Origin of the sequence: Leifsonia sp. NPDC058248, from assembly GCF_042881905.1 — a bacterium.
Taxonomy (GTDB): Bacteria; Actinomycetota; Actinomycetes; order Actinomycetales; family Microbacteriaceae; genus Leifsonia.
Genome location: NZ_JBHVXB010000004.1, coordinates 264,985 through 285,433, shown reverse-complemented (window position 1 = coordinate 285,433; position 20,449 = coordinate 264,985). Strand labels below are relative to the sequence as shown.

Below are 20,449 nucleotides of genomic sequence, written 5' to 3'. Positions count from 1 at the left end.
CGCCCGGCCCTAGTTATGTTGTATGGCTGAACCACATTCGCACGCTGCACGCATTCTCGGAGAGCGCCTCCGGAACGCCCGAGTGACCCTGGGACTGAGTCAGGAGAGCGTGGCCGATCTGGCGCAGATGCACGTCACCAATCTCGGCAAGATCGAGCGCGGCTCGGCCAATCCCAGCCTGCACACGATCGTGCGCGTCGCGAGTGTGCTCGGCGTGGATCCTGGGGTCTTGATGCAGGGGATCGAAGCTGCGCACCTGCCGGCGAATCTGCGCGTGTTCACCGCGGCTGAGTATCTCCGAGAACGTCGCCGCCGGCGCTGAGTCGAGCTGCGCCCTGTCGTGGGGCCCGGATCCGGATCGTGGACCCGGGCCCCACCGACGTCAAAAGCTCACGTGCCAGAGGTACTCGCGGCCGTCGGGCGGGAACCACCGCACGACGAGCACGGTGTCTCGGGCGAGATCGGGCCCGGTGACGGTGGCGGCCACCGCGTCGCCGGGGGCGACGGCCGCGGGCGCGCTCACCGTGAGGCGAGCCCGGCCGGCGATGCTCACGGTGACGCCGCGGAGGGTGTCTTCGCTCGTGTTCACGAGCCGGTAGACGGGCGGGGCGCTACGGTCGACGCGCCAGGGAACGCGGTACGCCTGAACGCGCTGAGGGCGGGCGGAAAGTGGACTGCGAAGATCTCGACAACGAACCATGGGGCAAAACTAACGACCCCGTCCGACGCTCCGACGGCCTCCAGCCCGGCACAAGCCGATTTCGGTGGATAACTCCGAAAAGTCGCCGTCTGTGGATAAGCGTGCACGGCCCCATTGCGCCGATTCGGACGTTCGGGTCAGGATCCGTAGTCGCGGTTGTAGAGGTCGAGCACATCGTCGATGGGACCGTCGAGCACGAGCTTGCCCTTGTCGAGGTAGAGCCCTCTCGCGCAGAACCGGCGAAGATCGCGCTCATTGTGCGAGACGAAGAAGAGGGTGCGACCGCCCTCGAGCAGCTCCTCGATGCGCCGGTAGCACTTCTCCCGGAACCCGCGGTCGCCGACCGCGAGCACCTCGTCGACCAGGATGATCGGTTCGTCCAGCTGCGAGATGACCGAGAACGCGATGCGCACCTTCATGCCGCTCGACAGGTGTTTGTACGGCGTGTCGACGAAGTCGCCGATCTCGGCGAAATCGATGATGCTGCCGAACCGCTCGTCGATCTGGGCCTTCGACATCCCGTGCAGCCCGGCTGTGAGGTACACGTTGTCCCGCACGGTGAGGTCGTCGACGAAGCCGCCGGTGATCTCGATGAGGGGCGCGACCCCGTCGATGACGTTGACCCGGCCTTCGTCGGGGAGCATGACGCCCGCCACGAGTTTGAGCAGTGTGGACTTGCCCTGGCCGTTGCGTCCGACCACGCCGATCGACTCGCCGGGCTGCACATCGAAGGACACGTTGCGCAGCGGCCAGAAGTCGTCGGGGCGCACACGCCTCTGCCGGGAGGAGAAGAGGTCTTTGAAGGAGCGCCTTCCGCCGCGGTTTCGGCGGAAGCGCACGCCGAGGGACTCGACTGCGATGACGGGCGTCGACATCAGATCTCCTTCAACACGGCGGCTTCGCAGCGCCGGAAGATCAGCATTCCGACCGCGAGCAGCACCAGTGAGACGAGGGCGCTCATCGTGACCAGGAACCAGTCGAGCTCCTGAGGGAAGAAGGTCGCCCTGTAGAGGCTGAACAAGCCCGTCAACGGGTTGAACGCAGCGAGGTCCTTCAGGAAGTGCAGGTGTTCGAGGTCACGCGCGCTGTAGATGATGGGTGACGCGTAGAACAAGAACCGCAGGGCGAGTTTGACCACGCGCTCGAGGTCACGGAAGAAGACGACGAGCGGTGCCACGATCAATCCGACGCCGATCGTCAGGACGGTCTGGATCACGATCGCCAGCGGGAAGAGGAGGACGTCGACGTTGATCTTCGCGCCGCTGATGACCGCGAAGAATGCGAGGACGGGCAGCGAGAGCAGGAACTCGATGCCCTTCGAGGCGACGATGCGATTCACCCAGATCGACCGCGGGATCATGGTGGAGCGGATCAGCTTCGACTCTCGAAGAAAGGCGCGCGTGCTGTCCGACACCGTCCCGTTGAACCACATCCAGGGGAGCAGGGCCGCGAGCAGGAAGACGATGTACGGCTCTTCTCCGACGCTGCGCTTGAAGACCTGCGTGAAGACGAACCAGTAGATGCCGCTCATCACGAGCGGATCGAGGATCGACCACAGGTATCCGAGCGCGCTGGTCGAGTAGCGCACGCGCAGATCGCGCTTGGTCAGCAACCACAGAGACTGGCGATAGCGTGCGAAACGGGTTCGCTGCGCAGGCCGCACCGGGCTGAATGTACTCGTCACGGAACCCATCGTATTGATCGCGGCTGTGTGCTCGTCACACAGCCCGTACGACTATACGAAAAGATTGGCTATACGAAAAGATTGGCCCTCTCGAGGTCTTCTGCGAAGTCGACCTCGACAGCGTAGAGGTCGGAGATGTCGACGGGCTCGACCAGCATCTTGTCTTGCTGGATGGCGAGCTCGATGCCGCGCTCGAAGTAGTCCTGGTCGCCGACCCGCTGCAGCTGACGGAGCAGAGCGGCCTTGTCGGTGCTGGAGATGTAGTTGATGCCGACCGCCTCGCCGAGACCGCCCTTGACGGTCTTGGAGAGCTCGTGGATGAAGCCTTCGCTGCCGGTGGTGTACTTGACCTCTTCGTCGGCGACCGACGATGTGTTGACCGTGACGAAGGTCTGGTCGCGGTTGACGGTGGCCGCCGCGCGGACCAGGACCGCCGGGTCGAAGACGACGTCGCCGTTCATCCAGAGCACGCCGCCGCTACCCGACGCCTGAAGGGCGCGCATGAGGCTCTTGGACGTGTTGGTCTGGTCGTACTGCTCGTTGTAGACGAACGAGGCGTCGGGGAAGGCCTCGATGATGTGCTCGAGCTTGTAGCCGACGACGATGGTCACCTTGGCGTCTTTGCCGAAGGCGGCGTGGATGTTGTCGAACTGCTGCTGCATGATCGTGCGGCCGTCGTTCAACTCGGTCAGCGGCTTGGGAAGGCTGCGTCCGAGGCGGCTGCCCATGCCGGCGGCCAGAATCACTACCTGGGTCGTCACAATTGTCTCCTTGAGTTCCGTGCGGTCGTGATTCGATGGACTCATCACCATCGATTCACCGGATCTGGAAGTGGTTCACCCAGGGTTAACCCGCACTTACGCGTATCGACACCCCTTTATGCCTCGCCCAAGCGTACCGGTAGCACCCTTTGGAGGGGCAGGGGTTGACAGGGGTCGTTGTGCGGTCGTTATGTACCTCACAGGAGTTTCCTAGGCTCGGATTTCGCCAGATCGCCTGGTGGATGCCCCAACTCCCGGACGGCTTGGTACGTTAGCGGGGTGAGTTCCGAGCGCACGTCATCCGAGAGCCCCGAGTCCGACGAGACGGCGGGCGCGGCGGCGAGCGAGGAGGTCACGCAGTCCGGAAATACGGTGAAGCAGTCGGCTCGACGGCCGGCGGCGAAGCCGCGCACGACGCGCTCGACGGCCGAGGCCACGGCGCAGCAAACGGGGGAGACGATGGCCGCAAGACCTGGCGAAGAGGAGGGGGCGCCCTCGAAAGCACCGGCGCGCAGTGCGGCGAAACGCCCCGCCGCCGGGGCGAAGACGGCCGCTGCAGCGGCTGGTTCGACCACCCGCGCGACGCCGGCGCGGACGAGCCGCACGACGAGCACGGGTACCCGCACGCCCAAGGCCGCGCCGGTCGCAGAGCCGGCCGCTGACGCTTCGGCGGAGACGCCGGCACCGAAGACGCGAGCGCCGCGCACCACCACGACGAAGTCCTCCGCCGCGCGCACCGCCGGTCGCGCCGCTGCCGCTGCCGCGACGACGACGACGGTTGCGCCCGAAGCGCCCGAGACGCCCGTCACCCTCACCGAGTCGCCGGTCACGGAGGCGCCCGCACCCACGATCGCGACGATCGAGACCATCGAGACGATGACAACGGCTGTGGAGCCGGCGCCCGAGCTCGAGGCGCCCCCGGCATCCGGAACCGCGGCCGCCGCACGCCCTGCCGTCGCGAGCGTCCTGTCGCTGTCGGGGCTGTACAAGCGGTTCGGAGACACGATCGCGGTCGACGGCGTGTCCCTCGAGGTCCGAGAGGGTTCGTTCTACGGCATCGTCGGTCCCAACGGCGCAGGCAAGACCACGACGCTGTCGATGGTCACCGGCCTGCTCCGCCCCGACGCAGGGCGTGTCCTCGTCCACGGGGTCGACGCCTGGGCCGACCCGATCAAGGCCAAGCGCACCATCGGCGTCCTCCCCGACAAGCTGCGATTGTTCGACCGCCTCACCGGCGCGCAGCTCCTGCACTATTCCGGCACCCTGCGGGGGCTCAGCGCGCACACCGTGCGCTCGCGCACCGCCGATCTCGCGACGGCTTTCGGCATCGAGGACGCCCTCGACCGGCTGGTCGCCGATTACTCGGCCGGCATGACCAAGAAAATCGCCCTGGCCGCCGCGATGATCCACTCGCCTCGTCTGCTGGTCCTCGACGAGCCGTTCGAGTCCGTCGACCCGGTGTCGGCCGCGAATGTCATCGACATCCTGCAGCGCTACGTGCGGGCGGGCGGAACGGTCGTGCTGTCGAGTCACGGCATGGACCTCATCCAGCGCGTGTGCGACAGCGTCGCGATCATCGTTCGCGGGCAGGTCCTCGCGGCGGGCACGATCGACGAGGTGCGCGGCGAGCAGACGCTGGAAGAACGCTTCGTCGAGCTCGCGGGTGGGCGCAAGGCTGCGGAAGGCATGGAGTGGTTGCACAGTTTCTCGGACTGAAGCTGAGGCTGATGGCCAACGCCTTCCGCCGGAGTCCGTGGCAGGTGTTCGGCCTGGCGGTCGGGCTGCTCTACGGCTTGACCATCACGGTCGTGGTCGTCCTCGTCCTCTTCGCGGCTCGCCTCATCCCGGATGTCGCGTCCGTGCACGCCGTGCTCGTCGTGATCGGGTCGATCGTCGTGGCCGGGTTCGCCCTGCTGCCGCTCCTCTTCGGGGTCGACGACACCCTCGACCCTCGCAAGTTCTCGCTGTTCGGCATGCCCAGCCGGGCGCTGTCGACGGGACTGGTGCTGGCCGCGCTCATCGGCATCCCCTCGGTCGTGCTCACCGTCTGCTCGCTCGCGACCGTCGTGACCTGGTCGCGCGATCCCGGTTCGGCCGTGCTCGCGCTGATCTCCGTCCCGGTCGTGGTGCTGACCTGCGTCATCACGTCGCGCGTGACCACCTCCGTCGCGTCGTTCCTCCTCTCCACCCGGCGCTCGCGCGAGTTCGGCGGCGTGATCGGGATCCTGGTCGTCGTGCTCCTCGCGCCGGTCGTCTTCCTCCTGCTCACCATCGACTGGGGACGCGACGGCCTCGGCGTGGTCTCGGGCTTCGCATCCTGGCTCAGCTGGACACCGCTCGGCGCGGCCTGGTCGGTGCCCGGCGACGCCGCCCAGGGGGATTGGGGTGTTGCGCTCCTCAAGCTGCTGATCGCCCTCGCGACCCTCGGGCTGCTCTGGCTGGCCTGGACCGGACTGGTCGCGAAGATGCTGGTCACCCCACAGCGGGAGGCGCAGTCCCGGGCGTATCACGGTCTCGGCTGGTTCTCCCGGCTGCCGGGCGGTCCGACGGCGGCGATCGCCGCCCGCTCCATGACGTACTGGTCGCGCGACCCCCGTTACTGGATCTCGGTGCTGATGATCCCGGTCGTGCCGATCCTGATCATCGCGGCCCTGACGCTGGGCGGGATCCCGCCGCACTACGCCTCGCTGGTGCCGCTCCCGATGATCTGCCTCTTCCTCGGCTGGACCATCCACAACGACGTCGCGTACGACAACACCGCCATCTGGCTGCACGTCGTCTCCGGCACGCGGGGCATCGCCGACCGGGTGGGCCGGATGTACCCGCCGATCCTGATCGGCATCCCCGTGATCGCGATCGGCTCGCTCGTCACGACGGCGGTCTTCGGCGACTGGGAGGTGCTGCCGGCGGTGGGAGCGCTGAGCGGAGCCATCCTGCTCATCGGCCTAGGGCTCTCGAGCTTCGCATCGGTGCTCTTCCCGTACCCGGCGACCAGGCCCGGCGACAGCGCGTTCGCCCAGCCCCAGACATCCGGCGCCTCGGCCGCGCTCGTGCAGGCGATCAGCTTCTTCGCGATCATCATCCTGGCCTCGCCGATCATCGTGTTCCTCGTGCTCGGCCTCACCGTGTCGCCGGCGTGGCTCGCGCTCGCGCCGATCTCCGCGATCGTCCTGGGGTTCGGCTGTCTGTTCGGCGGCCTGTACCTCGGCGCCCGGGCGTTCGACCGCCGCGGTCCCGAGCTCATGGCTTTCGCCAACCGCAACGACTGACGCGCAGGCGATTTAGACTGGACAGCATGTACGACGCGAGCATCTCCGAACCCGGCGGCATCCCCGACGGCGGCGGCACCGCCACGCTCGACCGCGAGCTCGAGGAACTGCTGCAGAACCAGAACGTCGACCCCGGTGATCACGAACGCTTCTCGCACTACGTGAAGAAGGAGCAGATCCTCGAGTCCGCGATGACCGGCAAGCCGGTCAAAGCGCTCTGCGGCAAGATGTGGACGCCGGGTCGCGACCCGGAGAAGTTCCCCGTCTGCCCGACGTGCAAGGAGATCTACGAGAAGCTGCGCGACGAGTAGGGTCTTGCCGACCAGCGGGGTCTCCCCTCAGACGTAGATCGTCGGGAGCACCGGATCGCCGCGGCCGACCCGGAACGCCTGGTCGGGCAGTTCGCTCATGGCCACCTCACGGTGTGCACGGGCGGCTGCCGTTCCGGCGGCTCCGAGATACTCCGGATGCACGTCCCCGTCGGTCACGAGAGGCACGAGCAGGTCGCGCCCCTGGTCGTCGACCGTCGCACCGTGCTCGACGATGTGGATCGCCTCCGCCACCGCGCGTCCGGACTCGTCGAGGCGGCGCAGCGGATGCTTGCGACCGGCGACCGTCGCCTTGCCGTCGGACTTCTTCGAAACGGGGATCCACTCGCCGTCTCCGTTGTGGCTGCGATGGGCCACGAGCTTGTAGATCATGCCGGAGGCGGGGAATCCCGAGCCGGTGACCACGGACGTCCCTACCCCGAACGAATCGACCGGCGACGCCGACAGGGCTGCGATCGTGAACTCGTCGAGGTCGTTCGTTACCGTGATCTTCGTCGCGGTCGCGCCGAGGCCGTCGAGCTGCGCGCGCACCCGGCGTACGAGGTTCGGAAGGTCGCCGGAGTCGAGACGCACGGCGCCGAGCCCGGTGCCGGCCACCTTCACGGCGAGGTCGATCGCCCGCTCGACGTCGAACGTGTCGACCAGCAGCGTGGTCCCCGGGCCGAGTGCGTCGACCTGGGCGCGGAATGCGTCCTCTTCCGAGTCGTGCAGCAGCGTGAACGCGTGGGCGGCGGTGCCCATGGTCGGCACGCCCCACGTGCGCCCGGCCTCCAGGTTGGAGGTCGCACTGAAACCGGCGATGTACGCCGCGCGAGCCGCTGCGACAGCGGCGCGCTCGTCGGCCCGGCGCGAACCCATCTCGGCGATCGGCCGGCCGTTGGCCGCAGTGACCATGCGCGCGGCGGCACTCGCCACGGCGGAGTCGTAGTTGAACACGCTCAGGATGAGCGTCTCGAGGATGACGCCCTCGGCGAAGGGCGCGTCCACGACGAGGAACGGCGAGCCCGGGAAGTAGACCTCCCCCTCGCGATACCCGGTGATGGTGCCGCTGAACCGGAAGTCCGCGAGCCAGTCGAGCGTCGCATCCCGGACCACGTGGTTCTGGCGCAGCCAGTCCAGCTCGGCGTCGCCGAAGCGGAACCGCCCGATGAGCTCCAGCAGGCGCCCGGTGCCGGCGATGATGCCGTAGCGACGGCCGGCGGGCAGCCGGCGGGTGAACGCTTCGAAGACGCATTCGCGGTCGTGCGTGCCCTTGAGCAGCGCGGCGTCGAGCATCGTGAGTTCGTAGCGGTCGGTCAGGAGCGCGGTTGAGCCGGTCACCCGTCCAGCCTAGCGTCGGCCGTCGGAGCGCGGCCTGGCGTTGTATGGTGGCTTCTTGTGACCGATGCACCGATTGGGATTTTCGACTCCGGTGTCGGCGGGCTCACCGTCGCCCGGGCGATCCGCGACCAGCTCCCCAACGAGTCGATCCTCTATGTGGGCGACACGGCGCACTCGCCGTACGGGCCGAAGCCGATCGCCGATGTCCGCCGGTACTCGCTCGAAGTGCTCGACTTCCTCGTCGAGCAGGGCGTCAAGATGCTCGTGATCGCCTGCAACACGGCGTCGTCGGCGATGCTGCGGGATGCCCGTGAGCGCTATTCCGTGCCCGTGATCGAGGTCATCCAGCCCGCAGTGCGCCGGGCCGTCGCAGCCACCCGCACCGACCGGGTGGGCGTGATCGGCACGCTGGGCACCATCAACTCGCGAGCCTACGAGGACGCCTTCGCGGCCGCGCCCTCCCTGTCGCTCTTCACACAGGCGTGCCCGCGCTTCGTCGAGTTCGTCGAGGCCGGCGTCACCAGCGGCCCCGAGGTGCTGAGGGTGACGGCCGAGTACCTGCAGCCGTTGCGCGAGGCCGACGTCGACACCCTCGTGCTCGGATGCACGCACTACCCATTCCTGAAGGGCGCCATCTCGTACGTGATGGGGGAGGGCGTGACGCTCGTGTCGAGCGACACCGAGACCGCCAAGGACGTCTACCGCACGCTCGTCGGGCAGGGTCTGGAGCGCACCGTCTCGGCGCCCCCCACCATCCGCTATGAGGCCACCGGCGGCGACGCCGACGACTTCCTGCGCCTCGCGCACCGTTTCATCGGCCCCGAGGTGTCGCGTGTCGACCTCGTGCAGACCGGTGTCATCGAGCTTCCGCGGATCTGACCGTTCCCGCCGCCCCCACTACCGCCCCGCTGTCCACCCCCCCCCCCACAAGGAGATCCCGTGACCGACCTCACCCGCGCCGACGGGCGCACCCCCGACCAGCTCCGCCCGGTCACGATCGAGCGCGGCTGGAGCAAGCAGGCGGAAGGCTCCGCCCTCATCTCGTTCGGCAGCACGCGCGTGCTGTGCACCGCATCCTTCACCAACGGCGTCCCGCGCTGGATGGCGGGCAAGGGCAAGGGCTGGGTCACTGCGGAGTACTCCATGCTGCCGCGCTCCACCAACAGCCGGATGGACCGTGAGTCCGTCAAAGGCAAGATCGGCGGACGCACCCACGAGATCAGCCGCCTGATCGGACGCAGCCTGCGCGCCGTGGTCGACATGAAGGCGCTCGGCGAGAACACGATCGTGCTCGACTGCGATGTGCTGCAGGCCGACGGAGGCACCCGCACGGCCGCGATCACGGGTGCGTATGTCGCCCTCGCCGACGCTCTCGAGTGGGGCCGCGAGCACCGCTTCATCGGGCAGAAGGCGACACCGCTGATCGACTCGGTGTCCGGGGTGTCCGTGGGCATCATCGACGGCGCTCCGATGCTGGACCTGGCCTACGTCGAAGACGTGCGTGCCGAGACGGACATGAACGTCGTCGTCACGGGCCGCGGACTGTTCGTCGAGGTGCAGGGCACGGCGGAGGGAGCTCCCTTCGACCGCCGCGAGCTCGACTCGCTGCTCGACCTGGCACTGGGTGGGGCCGAGAGCCTCAAGGGGATCCAGGCGGCCTCTCTGGGCGAGGACCTCTGACCGTGCGGGTCGTGCTCGCCACCCACAACCCGCACAAGGCCGCCGAGTTCCAGCAGATCCTCGGAGACGCGGTGCCGGGCCTCGTGATCGTCTCCTACGACGGCCCCGAGCCCATCGAGGACGGCGTGACGTTCGAGGAGAACGCCCTCATCAAGGCGCGCGCCGCGGCCGCGCACACCGGTCTGACGGCGCTGGCCGACGACTCGGGCATCTGCGTGGATGCGATGGGAGGCGCCCCCGGCATCTTCTCCGCGCGCTGGGCCGGCCGGCACGGAGACGCGGAGGCGAACCTCCGGCTGCTCCTCGACCAGCTCGCCGACCTGCCGGAGGGTGCCAGGGCCGCGCACTTCACCGCAACCCTCGCCCTGGTGGCTCCGGACGGCGACGAGACGGTGGTGGAGGGTGTCTGGCGCGGTCGCATCGCTCCGGATGCCCGGGGCGGCCACGGCCACGGCTACGATCCGATCTTCATTCCGGACGGCCACGACGAGACGGCCGCCGAGCTGGGCCCCGCCGTGAAGAACGTCGAGAGCCACCGCGCGCGAGCGTTCGCGGCGGTGATTCCGGCCCTCTCGGCACTGGTCGCGCGCGCCTGACGCCCACTCCTCCGGAGGAATGAGAACGGCACTCATTCCCATCTAGGCGGATCACTGGCGGGTCGGGCATCCGGTGCTTACCGTTGTACTGATGAGTCACGATCACACTCACGGCCACGCCGCGAACCGCAGACGACTCCTGATCGCGATCGGGATCGTGGGGGCGGTCTTCGTCGTGCAGGTGATCGGTTCCTGGCTGAGCGGCTCGCTGGCGCTGCTGGCGGACGCCGGGCACATGCTGAGCGATGTCACCGGACTGGTCGTGGCCCTGATGGCGACGATCGTCGCCGCGCGGCCGGCGAGCGATCGACAGACGTTCGGCTATCAGCGTGCGGAGGTGTTCGGCGCGCTGATCAACGGACTGATCCTGGTCGTGGTGGCGGTCAGTGTCACCGTCGGCGCGATCACCCGGCTGGCCAGCGGTGCCGAGGCCGAGGTGCAGAGCACTCCGATGCTGGTGGTCGCCGTGATCGGCCTGGTCGCGAACGCCGGAGCGCTTCTCCTGCTGCGGCCGGCCGCCGGGAACTCCATCAACATGCGCGGCGCCTACCTGGAGGTGCTCGGCGACCTGGTCGGTTCGGTGATGGTGATCGCGGCCGCCCTGGTCATCATGTTCACGGGCTTCTTCGCGGCCGACGCGATCGCGTCGCTCCTGATCGCCGCACTGATCGTGCCGCGTGCGTTCTCACTGCTCCGGGATGTGGTGCGCGTGCTGAGCGAGTCGGCTCCGGCCGACACCGATGTGGCCGAGATCCGCAACCACATCTGCGGCACGAAGGGCGTGGTGGCGGTGCACGACGTGCACGTCTGGGCGATCACCTCGGGGGCGCCGGTGTTCACCGCGCACGTGGTCGTGGAGCCGAGCGTCTTCAGCTCGGGCAAGACCGGCGAGCTGCTCGACGAGCTGTCCGGCTGTCTGTCGGCGCATTTCGACGTCGAGCATTCGACGTTCCAGCTGGAGCCGGCCGAGCATGCCGCCCACGAGGACGAGCTGCACCGCTGAGGCGTCAGCCTTCGGACGGCTTCTTGCCGAAGACGCTGGGGTCGAGCGTGACCTCGTCGTCGGTCGGCAGTCGTTCGGCGTCGGCCTTCGCCGCCGCGGCCTTCTTGGCCTTGCGGGTCGACGTGAAGTAGTGGAACAGGGTCGGGACCAGGGTCACGACCACCGCGCCGATCAGGATGACGTCGATGTACTTCTGCACGAAGTCGGCGACCGGCGGGATGTAGCCGATCAGGAATCCGAAGTAGGTGAGCCCGGCGCCCCAGAGGAGCGCGCCGATCGCGTTGTAGAGGGAGTACTTCTTGTAGTTCATGTGGCCGATGCCGGCGGCGACCGGGGCGAAGGTGCGCACGATCGGCACGAACCGGGCGAGGATGACGGCGAGGGCGCCGAACCGCTCGAAGAACTTGTTGGTGCGGCGCACGTTCTCCATGCTGAACAGACCGGTCTCTTTGCGCTCGAAGACGCGTGGCCCGAACTGATGCCCGATCAGATAGCCGACCTCGCCGCCGAGGAAGGCCGCGAACGCGATCGCGAGCGCCACCCACCAGATGTCGACTCCGAACACCAGCGAGGTGTTGGTGAGGAGGCCGGAGATGACGAGTAGAGTGTCGCCCGGGAGCAGGAAACCGACGAGCAGACCCGTCTCGGAGAACACGATCGCGCAGACCACGACGAGGGCCCAGGGCCCGGCGCCGGTGATGATGGCGTGCGGGTCGAGCCACGGGATGAGTGCAGCGTGATGGATCAAGATTCTCCAGGGGAGCGGAAGCGGGATGCTCAGAGTTTAGCGGCGCTCGGCTGCGGAATCGGTGCGAATCCTGTGCGCCGCCCGAAAGATCATCCCGTGGTCTGATACGCCGACGCTCGGCGTCTTAATCAGTGCGGGAGAAGGGACGTGAACCTCGGAGTCCTAGAAAGTGCGGGAGAAGGGACGTGAACCTCGGAGTCCTAGAAAGTGCGGGAGAAGGGACTTGAACCCTCACGCTCGAAAGCACAGGAACCTAAATCCTGCGTGTCTGCCAATTTCACCACTCCCGCGACGCGCTGGGCGCGGCTACGACAATAGCTCATGCACTCGGGGCGCGACCTCGGTTCCGTACAGCTCGATCGCCTTCATCAGGTGGTCGTGGCCCAGGGTTCCGTTGCTGATCTTGAGGTCGAAGCGCGTCAGGCCGAGACCGGTGGCGGCGTACGCGATCTTCTTCGCGACCGTCTCCGGGGAGCCGACCACGAGCGCTCCGTCCGCTCCGGCTTCGTGCTCGAAGCGCGCGCGGGCCGCCGGGGGCCAGCCGCGTTCGGCGCCGATGCGGTTCGTCATCACCTCGTAGTGCGGCCACAGGATCTCTTTCGCCTCTTCGTCTGTGGCGGCGATGAAGCCGGGGGAGTGCACGCCGATGGGGAGGTCGGTGGGATGCCCGAACTGTTCGAGGGCCCGGTGGTAGAGGTCGGTGAGCGGCTGGAAGCGCATCGGGCCTCCGCCGATGACGGCGAGCATCAGGGGGAGCCCGTAGTGAGCGGCGCGGACCACCGACTCGGGGCTGCCGCCCACGCCGACCCAGGTCTTCAGCGGACCGTTCTCGAGGCGCGGGTACACCGACTGGTTCTCGAGGGATGCCCGCAGCCCGCCGCTCCAGGTGACCGGCTCTTCTTTGCGGAGCTCGGCGAAGAGGTTGAGCTTCTCGTCGAAGAGCTCCTCGTACTGGGTGAGGTCGAATCCGAAGAGCGGGAACGACTCGATGAACGACCCGCGGCCGAGGATCACTTCCGCGCGTCCGTTCGAGACGCCGTCGAGCGTGGCGAACCGTTCGAACACGCGCACGGGGTCGTCCGAGCTGAGCACGGTCACGGCGGTGCCGAGGTGGATGTCGCGGGTGCGGCCGGCGATCGCGCCCAGCACCACTTCGGGCGCGGACACGGCGAAGTCCTCGCGGTGGTGTTCGCCGATGCCGATGAAGTCGAGCCCCACCTGGTCGGCGAGCACTCCTTCTTCCACGACGTTGCGGAGCACCTGGCCGTAGGGGAGGGGCTGACCGTCCGAGCCGTGCGTGACGTCTCCGAAGGTGTCGATGCCGAGTTCGAGTTTCGCCATGATCGCAATCCTGTCTGCTTGTATGCGTTTGCATACACACCAAACGCTGTCGATCCGAGACTATTCCGCCAGCGGCGGGCGTGACAGGCCGGGTGGACGGCGCGGGACGTAGCGGGGGATGTAACGGGCGAGAATGCCGGCCCCGACCAGCCCGAGGATGCCGACAACGCCGCTGGCGAAGGCGATCGACACCAGCGCTGTGAGCAGGGAGACGAGCAACGGCGCCGCCGCCTGCCCAGCATCGCCCGCGAAACGCCACGCGCCGAGGAACGGAGCGGGATGGTCCTTCGGTGCGAGGTCCGCGCCGAGAGTCATGATGATGCCGGAGCCGATGCCGTTGGCGACCGACAGGAAGAGCGACACGGCGATGTACCAGCCGACCCGGGCATCCAGATCGTGCGTGAACGCCAGTGTGAGGAAGCCCGCCGAGAGCCCGAGCATCGACGGGATCGCGCTCCACATCCTGCCCCAGCGATCCATGATCTGGCCGCTCGCATAGAAGAGGGCGAAGTCGACTCCACCCGCGATACCGATGATGAGCGCGGTGTTCGACTCGCTCAGCCCGATGCTCACCGCCCACAGCGGCATCAGCACGGTTCGTGCGGACCGGATGGCGCCGATCAGTGCGACGCCCGTTCCCATGCGCGCGAGCACGGCCCGGAACGACCAGATGGTGCGGAACAGTCCGCGCGTGCGCTCCTCCGCCTCCTCCTCGCCCGCGCTCAGCGTCTCGCCGTCGACGGAGACGGTCGGCGAGGGGCCGAACATCGTCTCGGGGTCGGGCAGGGCGATGAGCACCACGACCGATCCGAGGCAGCTGATGATGAAGATCCAGAACACCGACTGGGTCGAGCCGGTGAGCGCGATGACGACCGACGCGATCAGCGGCCCGATGAACCAGCCGGCGCGGAAGATACCGCCGAGGGTCGAGAGGGCGCGCGCCCGGTACTTCGCGGGGACGTACGACGTCATGAACGCGTGCCGGGCGAGCGCGAACACGGCGGTCGCGAGTCCGACGAGGAAGATGCCGCCCATCAGCACCCAGTAGTTGGGAGCGATCAGGCAGATGCCGACGCCGAGGATCGCGACGACGGCGGCGTAGATCATCGAGGTGCGCTCGCCGAAACGCGACACGATCCAGCCGCTGGGGATGTCGCCGACCAGCTCGCCGAGCATCACCATCGACGAGATCAGCCCGGCGATGGCGAGGCTGGCGCCCAGGTTGCCGGCGGCGATCGGGATGATCGGGATGATCGCGCCCTCGCCGATCGAGAACAGCAGTGTGGGGAGGAAGGCGGCGAGTGCGACGGAGCGGAAAGAGAACGGGCGCTCGTCGGAAGTCATGTCGTTAACACACTACAACTGACTCGGCCGGATGCTCGGCCCGTGCGCAGCACGCACCGGTAGGCTGGTCCCCGACATGATTGAAATCGATCTTTCGCAGGCCATCGCCGAACTGCGCTCCACGTTCTCCGACATCCGCTCCGTGGTGAACGTCGACGCGCTCACCGCCGAGATCGCCTCGCTCAGCGAGCAGGCCGGCGTCCCCGATCTCTGGGACGACACCGAGCGCGCGCAGAAGGTGACCAGCGCGCTGAGCCACCGTCAGACCGAGCTCGCGCGCATCAACTCGATCCAGCAGCGCCTCGACGACCTCGAGGTGCTCGTCGAGATGGCCAACGACGGCGAAGGCGACGAAGAGACCGCGGCAGAGGCCAAGAGCGAGCTCGAGTCTCTGCAGAAGAGCCTGGGCGACCTCGAGGTGCAGACCCTGCTGAACGGCGAGTACGACCCGCGGCCCGCTGTGGTCACGATCCGGGCCGGCGCCGGCGGTGTCGACGCGGCCGACTTCGCCGAGATGCTGCTGCGCATGTACTTGCGCTGGGCAGAGCACCACAAGTACCCGGTGCAGGTGATGGACACGAGCTACGCCGAAGAAGCCGGCATCAAATCGGCCACCTTCGAGGTCGACGCGCCTTACGCCTTCGGCACGCTGAGCGTCGAAGCGGGCACCCACCGCCTCGTGCGCATGAGCCCGTTCAACTCCGCAGGCAAGCGCCAGACCTCGTTCGCCGCCGTCGAGGTCATCCCGCTCATCGAGGAGACCGAGTCGATCGAGATCCCCGAGAACGACATCCGCGTCGATGTCTTCCGCTCCTCCGGTCCGGGCGGACAGTCGGTCAACACCACCGACTCCGCTGTACGCATCACCCACCTCCCCACGGGAACCGTCGTCTCGATGCAGAACGAGAAGAGCCAGATCCAGAACCGCGCCGCCGCGATGCGCGTGCTGCAGAGCCGCCTGCTGCTGCTGCAGCGCGAGCAGGAGGCCGCCGCCAAGAAGGAGCTGGCGGGCGTCATCACCGCCAGCTGGGGCGACCAGATGCGCAGCTACGTGCTCGCGCCGTACCAGATGGTCAAAGACCTGCGCACGGACTACGAAGTGAACAACCCCAGCAACGTGTTCGACGGCGACCTCGACGGGTTCATCGCTGCGGGCATCCGGTGGCGCGCCGGCGCGAAGGCCGAGGCGCAGTCGTGACCGACGCGCTCAGCGTCAGTGTCGCGGGCGCCCTCGACGACGAGCTCGCGGATGCGGTGATCGCGCTCCTGCCGCAGCTCTCGTCGAGCGCGGCATTCGACCGGGACCTGCTGGAGCGGGTCGTCTCGAGCGAATCCGCCGAACTGTTCGTCGCCCGCCTCGACGGCGGGATCGTGGGCATGGCGACCCTCGTCACCTACCCGATCCCCACCGGCGTGCGAGGGCACATCGACGACGTGGTCGTCGATGAGAGCACCCGGGGCCGTGGCGTGGCCAGAGCGCTCCTCACCTCCATGATCGCGCGGGCAGGAGAGCAGGGTATCCGCACCCTCGATCTCACCTCGCGACCGTCGCGGGTAGCCGCCATCCGGCTCTACGAGTCGGTGGGCTTCGTCCGCCGCGACACCAATACGTTCCGTTACGCGGGATAGGGAGCATCCGGCATTCACTCGGAGGCCTATCAGGGTTGAGTCCCCGGGCATGTCGTTGCTGCGGATCGGTCCCGCGTTGCTTAGTCTCTAGAAGTCATGATCCGGTTCGAACACGTATCCAAGCAGTACGCGGGCACACAGCGCCCGGCACTCAACGCCATCAACCTCGAAGTGCTGCGCGGGGAGTTCGTCTTCCTCGTCGGCGCGTCCGGCTCGGGCAAGTCGAGCTGTCTCCGGCTGATCCTCAAAGAGGAGAGGCCCAGCAAGGGGAAGATCCACGTGCTCGGGCAAGACCTGGGCACGATCTCGAGCCGCAAGGTTCCCTACTTCCGCCGCAACATCGGTGTCGTCTTCCAGGACTTCCGCCTGCTGCCGAACAAGACCGTCTTCCAGAATGTGGCGTTCACGCTGCAGGTCATCGGAAAGTCGCGGGGGTTCATCCAGGAGGCGGTGCCGGATGTCCTCAAGATGGTCGGACTCGACGGCAAGGCCCAGCGACTCCCGCACGAGCTCTCCGGTGGTGAGCAGCAGCGCGTGGCGATCGCCCGCGCCGTGGTGAACAAGCCCCAGGTGCTTCTTGCGGACGAGCCGACCGGAAACCTCGACCCGACCACCAGCGCCGGCATCATGGCCGTGCTGGAGCGGATCAACGCCAGCGGCACCACCGTGCTGATGGCCACCCACGAGGCGGCGATCGTCGACCAGATGAAGCGCCGGGTGATCGAACTGGTCAACGGCCAGATCGTGCGCGACGAGCGTCATGGCGGCTACGGCGTCACCGCGGCGATTCCGACCGCAAGCCACCTCGCGCCCGCAGACCCGGATGCCGTCGGCGTGCCCGCCGAGCAGCTCGCGTACGCGCCGGTGCAGGCGTCGCCGATGGGTCGTCCTCAGATCCCGACGTCCGCGCCGCAGACACCGGTCTCCTCGCCGGCTCCCACGCAGTCCGTTCCCGTCCAGTCCGTGCCCCCGCAGGCAGCGCCGGTGTTCACCGAGCAGGTGCAGCCGGAGCCCGTGGAGGAGTCAGTGACCGTGCCTCCGGCCCCGCAAGGTGCCGAGGGTCTGCCCGACCACCTGAACTTCACGGCGAACCTCGACCTTCGCGGCCTCCGCGACGACAGCGACCGCACGGGCGAGCAGAATGTGGGGCCGACCAAATGAGATTCGGCCTGATCTGGTCGGAGGCGGCCAACGGCCTCCGCCGCAACGTGTCGATGGTCATCTCCGTCATCCTCGTCACGTTCATCTCGCTCACCTTCGTCGGCGCCGCCGTGCTTCTGCAGATGCAGATCGGCCAGATGAAGAACTACTGGTACGACCGGGCCCAGGTCGCGGTCTACATGTGCCTCGAGACGGACGGTTGCCCGGGCGGCGCCGCCTCCGAGCAGTCGATCGCCGCCGTGAAGAAGCAGCTCGAGTCGCCGGAGCTCTCGCCGTACATCCAGAAGTACTACTTCCAGGACCAGAAGCAGGGCTACGAGCAGTTCAAGCAGCAGTTCAAGGGCAACCAGATCGCGGACTTCGTCACGCCGCAGATGATCCCGCAGGCGTTCTGGATCAACCTGAAGGACCCGAGCCAATCGGCGGTGCTCACCGAGACCCTTTCGGGCGCGGCCGGCGTGCAGAGCGTCGTCGACCAGCGCAGCTACCTCGATCAGATCTTCTCCATCCTCAACGCGGCCAGTTTCACGGCGATCGGCATCGCCGCGCTCATGCTGGTGGCGGCGGCCTTGCTGATCGCCACGACCATCCGGTTGTCGGCGTTCTCGCGAAGACGGGAGCTCGGGATCATGCGCCTGGTGGGCGCCTCGAACCGGTTCATCCAGACCCCCTTCATCCTGGAGGGCGTGTTCGCCGCGCTGATCGGGTCGATCCTGGCCGCCGGGGCGGTGTACTCGATCGTGCACTTCTTCATCCGCGGCTACCTCGCCGACAAGATCCAGTCGATCAACTTCGTCAGCGAGTCGGATGCGCTGGTCGTCGCGCCGATCCTGCTGCTGGTGGGCATCATCCTGGCCGCCATATCGGCCAACTTCGCGATCTCGCGCTATTTGAAGGTGTAGTTCGGGATAGACTGGTTGGCTGCCCGGCACATGGTGCCGGGCGGCATCCGATCGAACGCGTCAGGAGTGTGCTGTGCCCAGGGAACGTGGCCAGAAGGTGGTGGCCACCAATCGTAAAGCCCGCCACGACTACACCATCGAAGACACCTACGAGGCCGGCCTGGTCTTGACGGGGTCCGAGGTGAAGTCGCTGCGGGCCGGTCGTGCGTCACTCGTCGACGGCTACGCCTTCGTCGATGGCGGGGAGGCTTGGCTCGACGCCGTGCACATCCCCGAGTACGCCGAGGGCACCTGGAACAACCACGCGCCCCGCCGCAAGCGCAAGCTCCTGCTGCACAAGGCCCAGATCCTGAAGATCCACAACAAGGTCAAAGAGGGCGGGTACACGCTCGTCCCGCTGCAGATCTACTTCAGCGATGGCCGTGCGAAGGTGGAGATCGCGGTGGCCAAGGGCAAGCGCGAGTACGACAAGCGCCAGACCCTGCGTGAACGTCAGGACAAGCGGGAGGCGGACCGCGCCATGTCGAGTCGCCGCCACCTCGGAGAGTGAGCAGACCGCCGCTATGACCGCTGCCGCCAAACGCATCCCGGTTCCTGGTACGTACAATTTCCGCGATGTGGGTGGGTACGCAGCGGATGGTGGCGTGACGCGAACGGGCAAGCTGTTCCGTTCGGATGGACTGCACGCGCTCGGCGAGGCCGGCAAGGGCGACCTGCGCGACCTCGGCGTGAAGGTGGTCATCGACCTGCGCGACGACTTCGAGACCGAGGCGATGCCCGACGACCTCGACGGACTCGACGTCGACGTGCTGCGGCTGCCGGTGTTCGAGGGTTCGGGCGCCTCGCAGTCGACGATCGGCGCGACGCTCGACGACCTCTACGCCAAGATCGTCTTCCAGCACACGGATGTGGTGGCAGCGGCCCTGCGCGAGATCGCCGACACCGGCGACGAGGGTGTGGTGGTGCACTGCACCGCGGGCAAGGACCGCACGGGCATCGTCGTCGCGCTCGGGCTGCTGGCCGTCGGCGTGGACCGCGAGACCGTGGTGGCCGACTACGCGCAGACCCAGGGTTACCTCGCTGGGCCGTGGCTCGAGGGGATGCTCGAGCTGGTCGAGAGCCACGGCGTCGAGCTCACGCCCGACCTGCGGGTCATCATGGGCGGCAGTCCGCCGGAGGCGCTGGAGCACGTGCTCGACCGGATCGACCGCGAGCGCGGGGGAGTGCGGCAGTATCTGCTCGACGCCGGTGTCGACGAGCTCGAGCTGGCGAAGCTGAGGTCGGTGCTGGTCGAGCCGGCCTGAGGGCCGCGCGCGAGCGGGCTCCGGGCGGCTCACAGGTATTCATAAACACTTCCCAGCGCGGCGGACGCCTGTCGGTGGTTCGATAGGGACATGGATGCGAATCAGCCGGAGTACCGGCCGGTCCCGGCGCCGCCGCCGGTCGAACCGCAACAGCCGGAGCCGTTCTACCGGCGGCACGGGCTCGCGTTCGCGATCGCCACCGGAGTGCTCGCGCTGGTCGTCCTCCTCGGAGGAACGGGGGTCGGTATCTTCGCGGTCACCTCGGTGGTGATGCAGGTGAGCCACTCCTACGCGCTCCACGGCGAGGGGGGCCGCCGAGCCCCTGGTCCGCAGCAGGAGCAGGGTCAGCAGCAACCGAAGCCGCAGCAGCAGCAGCAGCAGCAGCAGCGCGGAGTGATCCGCGGAACGATCGCCTCGATCTCGGGGAAGACCTGGAAGATCGAGACGCTGCGGGGTGGCGCGGTGACGGTGAGAATCACCTCGTCGACGGTGTTCGGCGCGCCCGGCGAGTCGAAGAGCGCCTCCGACTTCGCGGCGGGCGACGAAGTCGCGGTGGCGGGGAGCCGCAGCGGCGACACGATCGTCGCCTCACGAGTGGTGGCGATACCGAACGGTTCGCAGCGGCCTCCGTCGCAGCCGGGGTCGCCGGCGACGCCCGGCACGGGCGGCTGACCCCCG

General features: G+C 67.7%; 24 protein-coding genes and 1 tRNA gene. 15 read left to right on the top strand and 10 right to left on the bottom strand.

Annotated elements, in window-relative coordinates; all coding sequences use genetic code 11:
- Window positions 1–22 precede the first annotated feature (22 nt).
- Entirely contained in the window at window positions 23–322 is a 300-nt protein-coding gene (locus ACFVV5_RS09085) for a helix-turn-helix domain-containing protein (RefSeq protein WP_387242207.1), read from the top strand.
- 60 nt (window positions 323–382) lie between these two features.
- On the opposite strand, the gene ACFVV5_RS09080 is transcribed toward ACFVV5_RS09085, so the two are convergent.
- The 5 genes from ACFVV5_RS09080 to ACFVV5_RS09060 form a co-directional block, all read right to left on the bottom strand.
- The gene (locus tag ACFVV5_RS09080) at window positions 383–589 is read right to left on the bottom strand and encodes a hypothetical protein (protein WP_387242204.1); all 207 of its coding nucleotides are present in this window, start codon (window positions 587–589) and stop codon (window positions 383–385) included.
- A gap of 248 nt (window positions 590–837) precedes the next feature.
- A complete protein-coding gene (locus tag ACFVV5_RS09075; protein ID WP_387242201.1) occupies window positions 838–1,575 on the bottom strand; it encodes an ABC transporter ATP-binding protein in 738 nt (245 codons plus the stop codon).
- Window positions 1,575–2,393, bottom strand: a complete 819-nt coding sequence (locus tag ACFVV5_RS09070) for an ABC transporter permease (protein ID WP_387242198.1) — start codon at window positions 2,391–2,393, stop codon at window positions 1,575–1,577. The genes ACFVV5_RS09075 and ACFVV5_RS09070 overlap by 1 nt, the downstream gene beginning before the upstream one ends.
- Window positions 2,394–2,452: 59 nt before the next feature.
- The gene (locus ACFVV5_RS09065; RefSeq protein WP_387242196.1) at window positions 2,453–3,145 is read right to left on the bottom strand and encodes an NTP transferase domain-containing protein; all 693 of its coding nucleotides are present in this window, start codon (window positions 3,143–3,145) and stop codon (window positions 2,453–2,455) included.
- Window positions 3,146–3,342: 197 nt separating this feature from the next.
- Complete coding sequence (locus ACFVV5_RS09060; RefSeq protein WP_387242193.1) at window positions 3,343–4,014, bottom strand: hypothetical protein; 672 nt, start codon at window positions 4,012–4,014, stop codon at window positions 3,343–3,345.
- Window positions 4,015–4,021: 7 nt separating this feature from the next.
- Here ACFVV5_RS09060 and ACFVV5_RS09055 point away from each other — a divergent pair, with 7 nt between their 5' ends.
- From ACFVV5_RS09055 to ACFVV5_RS09045, 3 genes are read left to right on the top strand one after another with little or no spacing between them, the layout of a single operon-like run.
- Complete coding sequence (locus ACFVV5_RS09055) at window positions 4,022–4,861, top strand: ABC transporter ATP-binding protein (protein WP_387242190.1); 840 nt, start codon at window positions 4,022–4,024, stop codon at window positions 4,859–4,861.
- Window positions 4,837–6,414 carry a hypothetical protein gene (locus ACFVV5_RS09050; protein ID WP_387242187.1) on the top strand — a complete coding sequence of 526 codons (1,578 nt, stop codon included), beginning with the start codon at window positions 4,837–4,839 and terminating at the stop codon, window positions 6,412–6,414. The genes ACFVV5_RS09055 and ACFVV5_RS09050 overlap by 25 nt, the downstream gene beginning before the upstream one ends.
- 26 nt (window positions 6,415–6,440) lie before the next feature.
- Window positions 6,441–6,725 (top strand): DUF3039 domain-containing protein, encoded by a 285-nt coding sequence (locus tag ACFVV5_RS09045; RefSeq protein ID WP_387242184.1) that lies wholly within the window; start codon window positions 6,441–6,443, stop codon window positions 6,723–6,725.
- Window positions 6,726–6,752: 27 nt separating this feature from the next.
- Here ACFVV5_RS09045 and ACFVV5_RS09040 read toward each other — a convergent pair whose 3' ends face one another.
- Window positions 6,753–8,063 carry a nicotinate phosphoribosyltransferase gene (locus ACFVV5_RS09040; protein ID WP_387242181.1) on the bottom strand — a complete coding sequence of 437 codons (1,311 nt, stop codon included), beginning with the start codon at window positions 8,061–8,063 and terminating at the stop codon, window positions 6,753–6,755.
- Window positions 8,064–8,120: 57 nt separating this feature from the next.
- On the opposite strand from ACFVV5_RS09040, the gene murI reads away from it, so the two are divergent.
- From murI to ACFVV5_RS09020, 4 genes are all read left to right on the top strand, one after another.
- Window positions 8,121–8,942, top strand: coding sequence for a glutamate racemase (gene murI / locus ACFVV5_RS09035; protein WP_387242178.1), 822 nt, complete (start codon window positions 8,121–8,123; stop codon window positions 8,940–8,942).
- A 60-nt stretch (window positions 8,943–9,002) separates the two neighbouring features.
- Window positions 9,003–9,743 carry a ribonuclease PH gene (gene rph / locus ACFVV5_RS09030; RefSeq protein ID WP_387242175.1) on the top strand — a complete coding sequence of 247 codons (741 nt, stop codon included), beginning with the start codon at window positions 9,003–9,005 and terminating at the stop codon, window positions 9,741–9,743.
- A gap of 2 nt (window positions 9,744–9,745) precedes the next feature.
- Window positions 9,746–10,339: an RdgB/HAM1 family non-canonical purine NTP pyrophosphatase gene (gene rdgB / locus ACFVV5_RS09025; protein ID WP_387242172.1), complete on the top strand. Its 594-nt coding sequence runs from the start codon at window positions 9,746–9,748 to the stop codon at window positions 10,337–10,339.
- Between the two features lie 91 nt (window positions 10,340–10,430).
- Window positions 10,431–11,342 carry a cation diffusion facilitator family transporter gene (locus tag ACFVV5_RS09020; protein WP_387242169.1) on the top strand — a complete coding sequence of 304 codons (912 nt, stop codon included), beginning with the start codon at window positions 10,431–10,433 and terminating at the stop codon, window positions 11,340–11,342.
- 4 nt (window positions 11,343–11,346) lie between these two features.
- Here the strand turns inward: ACFVV5_RS09020 and ACFVV5_RS09015 are convergent, their stop codons facing one another.
- The 4 genes from ACFVV5_RS09015 to ACFVV5_RS09000 all read right to left on the bottom strand — a co-directional run bounded on the left by ACFVV5_RS09015 (window position 11,347) and on the right by ACFVV5_RS09000 (window position 14,775).
- Window positions 11,347–12,090 (bottom strand): DedA family protein, encoded by a 744-nt coding sequence (locus tag ACFVV5_RS09015; protein ID WP_387242166.1) that lies wholly within the window; start codon window positions 12,088–12,090, stop codon window positions 11,347–11,349.
- Between the two features lie 208 nt (window positions 12,091–12,298).
- A tRNA-Leu gene (locus tag ACFVV5_RS09010) sits at window positions 12,299–12,380 on the bottom strand.
- 16 nt (window positions 12,381–12,396) lie between these two features.
- A complete protein-coding gene (locus ACFVV5_RS09005; protein ID WP_387242378.1) occupies window positions 12,397–13,434 on the bottom strand; it encodes an LLM class flavin-dependent oxidoreductase in 1,038 nt (345 codons plus the stop codon).
- 57 nt (window positions 13,435–13,491) lie between these two features.
- A complete protein-coding gene (locus ACFVV5_RS09000; protein ID WP_387242163.1) occupies window positions 13,492–14,775 on the bottom strand; it encodes an MFS transporter in 1,284 nt (427 codons plus the stop codon).
- A 76-nt stretch (window positions 14,776–14,851) separates the two neighbouring features.
- Between ACFVV5_RS09000 and prfB the strand changes: the two genes are divergently transcribed.
- The 7 genes from prfB (at window position 14,852) to ACFVV5_RS08965 (ending at window position 20,443) form a co-directional block, all read left to right on the top strand.
- Window positions 14,852–15,973, top strand: coding sequence for a peptide chain release factor 2 (gene prfB, locus ACFVV5_RS08995; protein WP_387242160.1), 1,122 nt, complete (start codon window positions 14,852–14,854; stop codon window positions 15,971–15,973).
- The gene (locus ACFVV5_RS08990; RefSeq protein WP_387242157.1) at window positions 15,937–16,404 is read left to right on the top strand and encodes a GNAT family N-acetyltransferase; all 468 of its coding nucleotides are present in this window, start codon (window positions 15,937–15,939) and stop codon (window positions 16,402–16,404) included. Before prfB ends, ACFVV5_RS08990 begins: the two co-directional genes overlap by 37 nt.
- A gap of 96 nt (window positions 16,405–16,500) precedes the next feature.
- Window positions 16,501–17,565, top strand: coding sequence for a cell division ATP-binding protein FtsE (gene ftsE, locus ACFVV5_RS08985; RefSeq protein ID WP_387242154.1), 1,065 nt, complete (start codon window positions 16,501–16,503; stop codon window positions 17,563–17,565).
- Window positions 17,562–18,467: a permease-like cell division protein FtsX gene (ftsX, locus tag ACFVV5_RS08980; RefSeq protein WP_387242151.1), complete on the top strand. Its 906-nt coding sequence runs from the start codon at window positions 17,562–17,564 to the stop codon at window positions 18,465–18,467. Before ftsE ends, ftsX begins: the two co-directional genes overlap by 4 nt.
- A 73-nt stretch (window positions 18,468–18,540) precedes the next feature.
- Entirely contained in the window at window positions 18,541–19,017 is a 477-nt protein-coding gene (smpB, locus tag ACFVV5_RS08975; RefSeq protein ID WP_387242149.1) for an SsrA-binding protein SmpB, read from the top strand.
- A 13-nt stretch (window positions 19,018–19,030) separates the two neighbouring features.
- On the top strand, window positions 19,031–19,771 hold the full coding sequence (locus ACFVV5_RS08970; protein WP_387242146.1) for a tyrosine-protein phosphatase: 741 nt from the start codon (window positions 19,031–19,033) through the stop codon (window positions 19,769–19,771).
- A 90-nt stretch (window positions 19,772–19,861) separates the two neighbouring features.
- Window positions 19,862–20,443: a DUF5666 domain-containing protein gene (locus tag ACFVV5_RS08965; RefSeq protein WP_387242143.1), complete on the top strand. Its 582-nt coding sequence runs from the start codon at window positions 19,862–19,864 to the stop codon at window positions 20,441–20,443.
- Window positions 20,444–20,449: the final 6 nt, after the last annotated feature.